This window comes from Comamonas sp. JNW (assembly GCF_003105075.1).
Taxonomy (GTDB): Bacteria; Pseudomonadota; Gammaproteobacteria; order Burkholderiales; family Burkholderiaceae_C; genus Comamonas; species Comamonas squillarum.
Genome location: NZ_QETI01000005.1, coordinates 207,798 through 219,364, shown reverse-complemented (window position 1 = coordinate 219,364; position 11,567 = coordinate 207,798). Strand labels below are relative to the sequence as shown.

Annotated in this window: 9 protein-coding genes; 7 read left to right on the top strand and 2 right to left on the bottom strand. The window is 63.9% G+C overall.

The window, feature by feature from the left end; genetic code table 11:
• The first annotated feature begins 14 nt into the window (after positions 1 to 14).
• On the top strand, positions 15 to 1,880 hold the full coding sequence (gene lpdA, locus DCO45_RS09960; RefSeq protein WP_116925691.1) for a dihydrolipoyl dehydrogenase: 1,866 nt from the start codon (positions 15 to 17) through the stop codon (positions 1,878 to 1,880).
• A gap of 100 nt (positions 1,881 to 1,980) precedes the next feature.
• Here the strand turns inward: lpdA and DCO45_RS09955 are convergent, their stop codons facing one another.
• Positions 1,981 to 2,622 (bottom strand): DUF2621 family protein, encoded by a 642-nt coding sequence (locus DCO45_RS09955; RefSeq protein WP_116925690.1) that lies wholly within the window; start codon positions 2,620 to 2,622, stop codon positions 1,981 to 1,983.
• Positions 2,623 to 2,917: 295 nt separating this feature from the next.
• Here DCO45_RS09955 and DCO45_RS09950 point away from each other — a divergent pair, with 295 nt between their 5' ends.
• The 4 genes from DCO45_RS09950 to DCO45_RS09935 all read left to right on the top strand — a co-directional run bounded on the left by DCO45_RS09950 (position 2,918) and on the right by DCO45_RS09935 (position 7,403).
• Entirely contained in the window at positions 2,918 to 3,838 is a 921-nt protein-coding gene (locus DCO45_RS09950) for a tripartite tricarboxylate transporter substrate binding protein (protein WP_243419313.1), read from the top strand.
• Between the two features lie 148 nt (positions 3,839 to 3,986).
• Positions 3,987 to 4,967 carry a tripartite tricarboxylate transporter substrate binding protein gene (locus tag DCO45_RS09945; RefSeq protein WP_347707644.1) on the top strand — a complete coding sequence of 327 codons (981 nt, stop codon included), beginning with the start codon at positions 3,987 to 3,989 and terminating at the stop codon, positions 4,965 to 4,967.
• A 190-nt stretch (positions 4,968 to 5,157) separates the two neighbouring features.
• Positions 5,158 to 6,486 (top strand): putative DNA modification/repair radical SAM protein, encoded by a 1,329-nt coding sequence (locus DCO45_RS09940; RefSeq protein ID WP_116925688.1) that lies wholly within the window; start codon positions 5,158 to 5,160, stop codon positions 6,484 to 6,486.
• Between the two features lie 11 nt (positions 6,487 to 6,497).
• Complete coding sequence (locus DCO45_RS09935) at positions 6,498 to 7,403, top strand: TIGR03915 family putative DNA repair protein (RefSeq protein WP_116925687.1); 906 nt, start codon at positions 6,498 to 6,500, stop codon at positions 7,401 to 7,403.
• A 22-nt stretch (positions 7,404 to 7,425) separates the two neighbouring features.
• Here DCO45_RS09935 and DCO45_RS09930 read toward each other — a convergent pair whose 3' ends face one another.
• Positions 7,426 to 8,379 (bottom strand): bile acid:sodium symporter family protein, encoded by a 954-nt coding sequence (locus tag DCO45_RS09930; RefSeq protein ID WP_116925686.1) that lies wholly within the window; start codon positions 8,377 to 8,379, stop codon positions 7,426 to 7,428.
• A gap of 770 nt (positions 8,380 to 9,149) precedes the next feature.
• On the opposite strand from DCO45_RS09930, the gene DCO45_RS09925 reads away from it, so the two are divergent.
• Positions 9,150 to 10,457: a cation:proton antiporter gene (locus DCO45_RS09925; RefSeq protein WP_243419308.1), complete on the top strand. Its 1,308-nt coding sequence runs from the start codon at positions 9,150 to 9,152 to the stop codon at positions 10,455 to 10,457.
• On the top strand, positions 10,447 to 11,559 hold the full coding sequence (locus DCO45_RS09920; protein WP_116925684.1) for a YbdK family carboxylate-amine ligase: 1,113 nt from the start codon (positions 10,447 to 10,449) through the stop codon (positions 11,557 to 11,559). Before DCO45_RS09925 ends, DCO45_RS09920 begins: the two co-directional genes overlap by 11 nt.
• Positions 11,560 to 11,567 lie beyond the last annotated feature (8 nt).

The window sequence follows — 11,567 nt, the reverse complement described above, 5'->3', positions numbered from 1 at the left end:
CGGAGACGCACACTATGGCAATCGTAGATATCAAAGTCCCCGACATTGGTGATTTCGCTGAAGTGGGCGTGATCGAGCTGCTGGTGCAGCCTGGCGACACCGTCGCCAAGGACCAGTCGCTGATCACCGTCGAGTCGGACAAGGCCTCGATGGAGATCCCGTCGAGCCATGCCGGCGTGGTCAAGGAGCTCAAGATCAAGATCGGTGACAAGGTCGCTGAAGGCTCAGTGATCCTATCGCTGGAAGCCGCAGAAGGCGCAGCTGCTGCCCCCGCACCTGCTGCTGCACCTGCAGCCTCGTCGCCCGCTCCGGCCCCTGCAGCAGCGGCGCCTGCTCCCGCAGCGCAGTCCGCACCAGCTGCAGCGCCGTCCCCGGTGGCCAGCAACTACAGCGGCCAGGTCGATGAAGACTGTGACGTGGTCGTGCTCGGTGGCGGGCCAGGCGGCTACTCGGCCGCCTTCCGCGCCGCTGACCTGGGCCTCAAGGTGGTGCTGGTCGAGCGCTACAAGACGCTGGGCGGTGTCTGCCTGAACGTGGGTTGCATCCCCTCAAAGGCTTTGCTGCATGTGGCTGCCGTGATGGACGAGGTCAAGCACCTGGACGTGGCCGGTATCAAGTTCGCCGCGCCCGAGGTCAATATCGACCAGCTGCGCGCCCACAAGGATAAGGTCATCGGCAAGCTGACCGGCGGTCTGGGCCAAATGGCCAAGATGCGCAAGGTCACGATCGTGCGCGGCTATGGCAATTTCGTCAGCGCCAACCACATCGAAGTGCAGGAAACCTCGGGCGATGGCCAGGAGCAGACCGGCGCCAAGAAGGTCGTGCAGTTCAAGAAGGCCATCATTGCTGCAGGCTCGCAAGCCGTGCATCTGCCCTTCATGCCCAAGGACGAGCGCGTGGTCGATTCCACGGGTGCGCTGGACCTGAAGGCCGTGCCCAAGCGCATGCTGATCCTGGGCGGCGGCATCATCGGCCTGGAAATGGGCACCGTCTACAGCACGCTGGGCGCACGCCTGGATGTGGTCGAGATGATGGATGGCCTGATGCAAGGCGCTGACCGCGATCTGGTCAAGGTCTGGCAGAAGATGAACGCGCCGCGCTTTGACAACATCATGGTCAACACCAAGACCGTGGCCGCCGAAGCAACGCCCGAAGGCATCAAGGTCTCGTTCGAGCCAGCCAAGGAGGGCGTCACCGTGCCCGAACCTCAGGTGTACGACCTGGTGCTGCAAGCCGTGGGCCGCACGCCCAATGGCAAGAAGATCGGCGCAGAGGCTGCAGGCGTGTCCGTGACGGACCGTGGCTTTATCAATGTCGACATCCAGATGCGCACCAATGTGCCCAACATCTTCGCGATCGGCGACATCGTGGGCCAGCCAATGCTGGCACACAAGGCTGTGCACGAAGCGCATGTGGCCGCCGAAGTCATCGCCGGTGAGCTGCAAGACAACAAGGAGCTGGCCGCTGCCGCTTTCAATGCCCGCGTGATTCCATCGGTGGCCTATACCGATCCCGAAGTGGCATGGGTGGGTCTGACCGAAGACCAGGCCAAGGCCCAAGGCATCAAGGTCAAGAAGGGCCTGTTCCCCTGGGCTGCCTCGGGCCGCGCCATTGCCAATGGCCGCGACGAAGGCTTTACCAAGCTGCTGTTCGACGACTCGCCCGAAGCCCATGGTCACGGCAAGATCCTGGGCGGCGGCATGGTCGGCACGCACGCCGGCGACATGATCGGCGAGATAGCACTGGCCATCGAGATGGGTGCAGACACTGTGGACATCGGCAAGACCATCCACCCGCACCCGACCTTGGGCGAGAGCATTGGGATGGCAGCCGAAGTGGCCCATGGCACCTGCACCGATGTGCCGCCAGCGCGCAAGTAAGACCAGCCGGTCTTGATCTAATCCGCAAAAGACAGCCTACGGGCTGTCTTTTTTTGCCTGTGCGCCCAGCGTTCAATGCCGTGCAGACCACGGCATGGGTTTACTCATAGTCAAACTCCGCCCGGTACTCATCCGGGTTGATGCCTTCGGCGCGCAGCGGCTCCACCAGGCGAAAGCGCGTGACCTTGGCCGATGCGGTGATATAGCCTTTGATGACCCACTCGCGGGTGACGGGGCTGCGCGCCTCCTGGGCCAGCTGTTCGATGATGCGCGTGGTCTTGCGCCGGGCCAGCATGCGAAAGAACGCCGGTACATGGGCGAGCAGGCGCTGGAGCAGGTGCTCGGCATCGGCGGTCCATTCGCCTTGCTTGGGCAGCTCGGGCACAAAGCCCCATTCGTCTTCTGTCAAGGCGCGCCACAGCACGATGGCATGGCCATCGGCATCGCTCACGCAGGCCATTTCTTCGAGTTCAGGGGTGCGCATCGGCGCATAGCGTGAGGTGCTGCCTGCCGCCAGCAGGCTTTGGTAGGCCTGGGCCACATCGGCCACCTGCAGGCGCAGGCTCGTCTGCGACTCCACCTTGGGCACCTGCAGCAGCCGCAGCAGAGCGCTGCCGGTGTCGATATCGACATAGCCCTCGCCGCTGCGCGCAGCGGCAAAGCCGATCACATCGCGCCAGAGATGCGTGGCCTTTTCCAGATCGCTGCAGGGAAGGACAAGGTGGCTGATTCCAAAAAACATGGCATACGCTGTGAACAATAAGAGCGCCGATGATAGCGGCCTGCGTGCCGTATCGATCAGAACTGATCGATGCGTACATGCGAGGCGCCACCCACTCGCAGTTGTCTTGGTGACAGGCGAGGCGGCCAAGGCGAGTCAGGATGGGCGAAGATTCCCGGCTAGAAAAAGCCTGCGCAGCGCATCGGCACTTTCTGCCACAGCGCCTGCTGCTCTTGAGGAGACCCACCCCATGACCCCCCATGCGTTTGCCACTACCGCCGCATTGGCCATTGCCGCCAGCTTGGCCGCCGCTGCCATGCCAGCAGCCGCTGCCTACCCGGACAAGCCCATCAAACTGATCGTTCCGTTCCCACCGGGTCAGGCCACCGATATCTTTGCCCGCGCGCTCGCCGAGAAACTGGGCCAAAAGCTGGGCCAGCCGCTGGTGGTAGAGAACAAGGCCGGCGCGGGCAGCAATATTGGCTCCGAGCAGGTCGTCCGCAGCGCCGCCGACGGCTATACCTTGTTGGTCGCGGGCAGTGCAATGGCAGTCAACCAGACGCTCTACAAAAAGGTGAACTTTGACCCCCGAGTGGACCTGGTCGGCATCAGCTTGATCGCCAAGGTGCCGCTTGTCTTTCTGGCCAACCCGGCCAGCGGCATCAAGAGCATGAACGACCTGGTGGCCAGGGCGCGGGCCGAGCCGGGCAAGCTGAGCTATGCCAGCGCCGGTATTGGCGGCACCCAGCACTTGAGCGCGGAGATGGTCAAGGCCCGTGCTTCGCTGCAGATCGAACATATTCCCTACAAGGGCAGCGGCCCGGCCCAGGCGGATTTTCTGGGCAACCAGGTGCCGTTGATGGTCGACTCAGTCACCGCCGCGCTGGCCAATATCCAGGCTGGCAAGGCCGTGCCGCTGGGGGTGACGTCAGCCACACGCTCCAGCCAGTTGCCCCAGGTGCCAACGATTGCTGAATCCGGCCTGCCGGAGTTCAAGGGCTTTGAGGCGGTCGGTTGGCTGGGCCTGATGGCCCCCAAGGACACGCCCAAAGCCATCGTCGACAAGCTGAACCAAGAGACGGTGGCCATCCTCAACAGCCCCGAGATGCAGAAGTTCATTCGCGACCGGGGCTCCGAGCCCGCGCCGACCAGTGGCCCGGAGATGGACCGCTTTGTCGCCAGCGAAATTGCCGAATGGGGCAAGGCGGTCAAGCAGTCGGGCGCGACCGTAGAGTAGGGCGTCGCCATCGGCCTCGCCGGCCAGTGCAGGCCGGTTCGCAGTCAGAATCCTTACGGGCTGCCGACCATGTCACCCATGCGTCCCCGTGCCTGGGAGCGCTTTTCTACACTCTTTGTCGCCTATAGACTGAAATGGAGACAAAGAGATGGTGTTGACGCGCAGAAGCATGCTGCAAGCGGGGGCTGCCACGGCAGCTGGTGCATGGATGGGGGCGGGCGCATCGCTGGCCCATGCCAGCAAGACCTTTCCCACCCGGGCGATCAAGCTGGTGGTGGCTTTTCCGGCCGGCGGCCCCACGGATCTGACGATGCGCCAGCTCGCTGAGAACGCGGCCAAGGTGCTGGGCCAGCCGATTGTCGTGGAAAACCGCCCGGGTGCGGCAGGATCACTGCCCGCTACCCAGTTGCAGAACACCGCAGCGGACGGCTACACCATCGCCCAGCTGCCGATGAGCGTGATGCGCCTGCCCTTTACCACCGGCCTCAAATGGAACCCGGTGGAGGACCTGAGCTACATCCTCAATGTCACCGGCTATGCGTTCTGCATGGTGGCCAGCACCCAGTCCGGGCTCAAGAGCTGGCAGGACGTGGTGGCCTGGGCCAAGGCCAATCCTGGCAAGCTCACGCTGGGCAATACCGGCACCTACACCTCGCCCCATGTCACCTCGGCCATCATTGCGCAGCAGCTGAGCCTGGATGTTGTGCATGTGCCTTACAAGGGCTCGTCCGAGCTGATGCGCGCCACGATGGCGGGTGAGGTGATGGTCGCGGCCGATACCAGCGCCGTGATCCCCTATGTGGACCAGGGCCGCATGGTCGCCTTGAACGTCTGGACCGAAAAGCGCCTGCCGACCTTGCCCAACACCCCCACCTTGATCGAGCTGGGCCTGCCGACCACGCAGTACTCGCCCTTTGGCCTGGTGGGCCCCAAGGGCATGCCCGCCGATGTGCAAGCGGCCTTGCACAAGGCCTTCAAGGAAGCGATGGAGATGGAAAGCTACCAGGCCATGCTGCAGCGCTTTGAGATGCTGCCCATCTACATGAACAGCGCCGACTACAAAAAGTTTGCCGCCGAGTCCACCGTCAAGGAAAAGGCCGTTCTGGCCAAGCTGGGGCCGCAGGCTTGATGGGGCTGTGATGGCTGTCTGGGGGCAGTTTTCCTGAAAGCTGTATTTATATACAGTATTTGCAGAAAACTACTCCGGTCTGAATAGCGCCGCCATGCGTCCCGGAGGGGCGCGCTCCCAAGGAGGATCACTCCCATCTTGGTGAACGCGAGGAGATTTTGCTAGAATACTGTACATATACACAGTATTTATGCAAACCCTCACCAAACTCCAGGTCCTGGCCGATGCCGCCAAATACGATGCCAGCTGCGCGTCGAGCGGCAGCAAGCCCCGCAACTCCCTGGGCGGCAAGGGGATGGGCTCGACCGAGGGCATGGGCATCTGCCACAGCTATACGCCCGATGGCCGCTGCGTGTCACTGCTCAAGATTCTGCTGACCAATTTCTGCATCTACGACTGCCGCTACTGCATCAACCGCAAAAGCTCCAATGTGCAGCGTGCCCGCTTTAGCGCGGCAGAGGTGGTGGGCCTGACCTTGGACTTTTACCGCCGTAACTGCATAGAGGGCCTGTTTTTGTCCAGCGGCATCATCCAGTCGTCGGACTACACGATGGAGCAATTGGTGGAGGTGGCGCGCAGCCTGCGCGAGGACCATGATTTTCGCGGCTATATCCACCTGAAGACGATTCCGGATGCTGCCCCTGAGTTGCTCGCCATGGCAGGCCGCTATGCCGACCGGCTCAGCATCAATATCGAGCTGCCCACCCAGCAGGGCCTGCAGCAGTTGGCGCCCGAGAAGGATGCCGTAGGTATTGCCGCGGCCATGCACCAGGTGGCCGAACATATCGAGCTGGCCCGGCAGCAGACGCAAGACCAGCAGGGCAGCAAGCTGGTATCGCTGCCCCGCCAGCGCCAGGCAGCCCGGGCCGCAGCGCCCAGCTATGCGCCCGCTGGCCAAAGCACACAGATGATAGTGGGCGCCGACAGTGCCAATGACGCCACCATCTTGCGCACAAGCAGCGCGCTCTACACCGGCCAGCGCCTGCGCCGCGTCTACTACTCGGCCTTCAGCCCCATCCCCGATGCATCGTCCGATCTGCCGCTGCAGGCGCCGCCGCTGATCCGCGAGCACCGGCTCTACCAGGCCGATTGGCTGATGCGCTTCTACGGTTTCAGCCCTGCCGAGATCACTGCGCCAGCCGCCGGCGGCATGCTCGATCTGGAGCTGGACCCCAAGCTCGCCTGGGCGCTGTCGCAGCGCCAGCATTTCCCGGTGGACCTGAACCGTGCGGCCAAGGCATGGCTGCTGCGGGTGCCGGGCTTGGGCGTAGGCAGTGTCGAGCGCCTGCTCGCTGCCCGCCGGGTGCGCCGGCTGCGGCTGGCCGATCTGCAGCAGCTGCGCGTTGCCACCAGCAAGGTGCTGCCTTTTGTCGAGTTGGATGACTACCACCCGCCGCTGGCCATGCTCGACAGTCCCAGCTTGCGCCAACAGCTGCTGGCCCAGATGGGGCAGGGCGCGGTGCAGCGCCGGCACAGCGGTATGCAGTTGGCGGCTGCCGCGCAGATGGCGCTGTTTTGAGGAGGCCCGGCATGCAGGCAGAGAACGACAGCTTGACCGTAATGTTGGAAGCACCGGACGACTTTGCCGGCTTTCGCCAAGCGGCGCGGGTATTGCTGGCCCTGGGCGCAGCGCCCGAGGTGGTGCATTGGCGCTGGACGGATGAACTGTCCACCCAGGCCGAGGATGGTGATTTGTTTGCGGATGCTGGGGCAGCCCATGCTGCGGCTGCCGGTGCTTGGGTTGCCGATGCGCCGGCCCGCGTTATTACCCCCGATGCGTTGGACCGTTTGACCATTGCACCCGGCCAGCCGGTGCATATCCGCAAACCCCAGCTGGCTGTGCTGCGCCATGCCTGCTGCCACCGCAACCCGGGCCGCTTTATGCTGTGCTACCGCTGGTTGTGGCGGCTGCAGTGCATGCCCAGCCTGGCAGGCGATGCGCTCGATGCCGATTGGCGCGAGATCGAACGCCTGGCCCGTGCGGTGGGGCGAGAGATCCACAAGATGCATGCCTTTGTGCGCTTTCGGCCCGCGCAGGACGAGAAGGGCGCACCGTTGCATGTGGCCTGGTTCGAGCCCGAGCACCACATCGTGCGCGCGGCCTCGGGCTTTTTTAGGGAGCGCTTTAGCAATATGCGCTGGGCGATTCTGACGCCAGGCTGCAGCGTGCTCTGGGACCAGGAATGCCTGCAATGGGGGCCTGGCGCCACGCAAGCCCAGGCACCGGGCCCCGATGCGGGCGAGGCGCTGTGGTTGGCCTATTACCAATCGACCTTCAATCCGGCGCGGCTCAAGGAGCAGGCCATGCTGCGCGAAATGCCGCGCCGCTACTGGAAGAACCTGCCCGAGACGCAGCTGATCAGCGGCCTGGTCGCAGGCGCACGCAGCCGCACCGGGCTGATGCTGGCGGCGCAACCAGCAGCGCAGCGCGCCTGATCAGCCCTGCGGATCTGCAAGATCAGTGCAGCGAAACGTCTTCGCGGCGCACATGGTCATTGGCCGTGCCCGTGGGGCGGCTGGACCAGTAACCGGCCAGCAGCGAGCCAGAGATGTTGTGCCAGACCGAGAAAATGGCGCCCGGCAGCGCGGCCATGGGGCTGAAGAACTTGGCGCCCAGGCTGGCTGCCAGGCCCGAGTTCTGCATGCCCACCTCAATGGCCAGGGTACGGCAGACCGATTTGTCAAAGCCCAGCAGGCGACCGCCCCAGTAGCCACCCAGGTAGCCGATCAGGTTGTGCGCAATGACGCCCGCCAGCACGACGCCGCCGACGGTAGCAATGCGGTCACGGCTCAAGGCCACCACGGTGGAGAGCACCAACAAGATCGCCACCATCGATACGAGCGGCAGCAGGCGCTCTACGCGCTTGATCTGCGCATGCCAGAAATGGTTCAGCAGCAGGCCCAGGCCAATGGGCAGCAGCACGATCTGCGCAATTTCCATCAAAAGCGCGCTGACCGGCACGTCGATCGAGGCCGAGATATACAGGCGCGCGAGCAGCGGCGTGGCCACAATCCCCACCAGGGTCGACAGCGCACTGATCGTCACTGACAGCGCCACATCGCCTTTGGAGAGAAAAATCATCACATTCGAAGAGGTGCCACTGGCCACGCTGCCCACCAGCACCATGCCTGCGGTCAGCTCGGGCGGCATGTTCAGCGCCTTGGCAATCAGCCAGGCCGCTAGCGGCATGATGAGGTAGTGCAGGAACAGACCCGCCGCAATCGGGGCCGGGCGCTGCAGCACGCGGCTGAAATCGGCCACGCGCAGGGTCACGCCCATAGCAAACATGATCAGCATCAGCAGCTGGGCAATATGGGGCTTGAAGCCCAGGAAGGCCGAGGGCGCGCTGTAGGCGATCAGCGCCATCACAGCCGCCCAGACGGGGAAAAGACGGGTCAACAAGGCAAGCACGGATATATCCAGACCAAAAACGGGCCCCAGGTTGTGCGGAGGGACAAATCCGGATGCACAGGGGCCAAAAAGCAGGGAGTGGCTGATGCGTGGTCGCGGCTGCGCTGTCACGCTCGTCCGCCGGGCAAGGTGCCCGACCAGGGATAGCGGTCCGGGGCAGCGAAAGGGCGGTGAACGCGGCGCTACCGGTGGGTAGCGGGCAGGCGCTGGGAGCTTGTGGCTGGCCGCATCAGAGCCGCGATCATACGGTTACGGCTGCAACTGGTTGGGGCGGGCGGCGGGGTGGCATCACTGCGCAGTCGGATATTGGCGCGCACTGCCTGGCGGTGCTGGGGCAGGTGCGGGCACCGGGCTTGCCAGTGCAGCTTACCGATGGGATGCTGGCATCTTTTGTACCCACCGCATGCTACGTTCCAAATAGCACGCTTGGGCGCCAATGCAGGGCTGGGTGCTCGGCACACCTGCCTGGTAAAAAGAGCAGCTCATGCGGCCTGCATTGTAGGACTGAAGGCTTTTTGTGCCCAGCGCCGGCATGCTGTGGTGGCAATCGGCAGATCATCCAGTAAAGTTGTTGAGATTGGTTAACGATCTGATGCATAAGTGCAACAAGGTGCCTGGGCACCACGCTGGTGCATCCCCTGCCTCGCAGTGCCTGCCATGGTCTGGCTTTTGAAGCTGGCCACGTCAGACAGCGGCACTGCCAGGCGATCTACAGCTCTGTGCCCTGCGGCCATGCATGCAGGACACACTTTTTGGAGGAGGGTGCAGATATGCCACCCCAAGCAGCATCTTCCATGCCGCTGCCGCAGATCGGCGGCTGGCTTGAACACAGTGTGGGCCCCTTGATGAGTTGGTGCGTGCTGGTTGCAGCTGCGGCACTTGCCGGGCACGCGGTTTTCCGACTCACCGGTTTTCCGCGCATGCTGGGCTATACAGTGGTGGGCCTGCTCGCTGGCTGGCTGGGCTTTGGCGATCTGCCCTGGCCGCTGCAGGGCAACACCCAGGTGCTGCTGCACACGGCAGTGGGCACCAGCATGCTGATTGCGGCCTCGCAAATCTCCCTGAAATGGCTGATGCGACAGCCATTTTTGCTGTTGCAAAGCCTGGTCGAATCGATGGCCGCTCTGGTGCTGGTCACGGCCACTTTGCAATTGCTGGGCATGGGTTGGGCGGTGTCGCTAGGGGTAGGGGTGGTGGCCATGGTGGCCTCGCCCTCGGTGCTGCTGCGCATCTCGGCCGACCTGCGCTCCAGTGGCGCCGTGACCGACCGCAGCTTGCTGATGGCCACCTTGGGCTGCATATATGCGCTGGTGCTGGGCCTGGTGGTCACCGTGGCCTGGTCGCCCGTCGCGGGCACGGATGCGCAATCGGGCCTCGTGCTGACGGCAGCTGGCATGGGCCACTTGCTGTGGAGCCTGGGTTTGACCCTGCTGTGGGCGCTGCTGACCACCGCCGCGCTATGGCCGGTGCTGCGCTGGCGATCGTCGCGCAGTGATTCCACGGCGCTCTACATGCTCGCGGTGCTGGTCGCTGCCAGTTTGCTCGCGGAGCGTCTTGGCGGCTCGGCGGCGCTGGGCTTTGTGCTGGCCGGTGTCATGCTGCGCAACCTGAGCCCCAAGCCCATGGTCTGGCCCTCGGCCTTTATGGCCGGCAACACCATGCTCAATTTGCTGATGTTTGTGCTGGTGGCCAGCATGGCCGGCCAGATTGCACCCAGCGCGGCGCTGATCAGCCTGGTCGCTGCCGTCAGCCTGGCGCGGCTGCTGGGCAAGATGGGCGGCGTGCTGCTCTTGGGCGCGGGCACCGGCATTGGCTGGTTGCGCCAGTGGCCGGTGGCCTGCGCACAGTCGCCCAGCTCGGGCCTGGCCTTGCTGCTGGCTTCCGGCCAGGTGGCGCAATGGGCTGCGATCAACCCGGAAGTGGCAGTGAGCGTGTCGTCCATCGCGCTGCCGATGATTGTGCTGTGCGAGGTGATTGGCGTGCTGCTGGCCTCGCTCGCTTTGTGGCGCAGTGGCGAGGCGCACCGCGGCATCGGCCTGTCTGCCCTCACCAGCAAGGAGAAACGCCATGACGCTTGAAGCCTTCCACCAGTCCGAGGCCTTGACGCTCGGCGTCGAGCTGGAGCTGCAGCTGGTCAACACCAACCACTATGACCTGACACCTTATGCGCCCGATATGCTGGCCTTGCTGAAAAACGCGCAGGTGCCCGGCTCCATCGTGCCCGAGGTGACCACGAGCATGATCGAGATATCGACCGGCATCTGCACCGACGCCCAGGACGCCTACCAGCAGCTGAGCGTCACGCGCGATGCGCTGGTCAAGGCGGCAGACAAACTCAATATTGCGCTGGCCGGCGGCGGCACGCACCCGTTCCAGCAGTGGCACCAGCAGCGCATCTACAACAAGCCGCGCTTCAAGGAGATCACCGCGCTCTACGGCTACCTCACCAAGCAGTTCACCATCTTTGGCCAGCATGTGCATGTGGGCTGCCCGGGCGCCGATGCGGCGCTGATGATGCTGCACCGCCTCTCGCGCTATATCCCGCACTTTATTGCGCTGTCGGCCTCCAGTCCATTTGTGCAGGGGCAGGATACGGCCTTTGATTCGGCGCGGCTCAACTCGGTGTTTGCGTTTCCGCTCTCGGGCCGGGCGCCGTTTGCGCTGCACTGGGAAGACTTTGAGCGCTACTACGACAAGATGACGGCCACTGGCGTGATCCACAGCATGAAGGACTTCTACTGGGATATCCGGCCCAAGCCGGAGTTCGGCACGGTGGAGGTGCGGGTGTTTGACACGCCGCTGTCCATCGAGCGTGCCGTGGCGCTTGCTGCCTATGTGCAGGCGCTGGGCGCCTGGTTTCTGGCCGAGGAGCCGTTCGAGCCCAGCGAGGACGATTACCTGGTCTACACCTACAACCGCTTCCAGGCCTGCCGTTTTGGCCTTGAAGGCGCCTATGTGGACCCGGCAACCAGCGAGTCCTTTGGGCTGCGCGAGCATATCTTGCTGACATTGCAGCGCATCCAGTCCTATGTGCCGGAGAACAGCAAGGAGGCCTTGCAGCAGTTGCGCAAGACCGTCAACGAAGGCGTCAACGACGCGAGCCGCCTGCGCGAAGCCTATGCCCATGCCCAGCAGCTGCCTGAGGTGGTGCGCCAGTCGACCTTGCGCTTCCGGTACTGAGGCAAAAC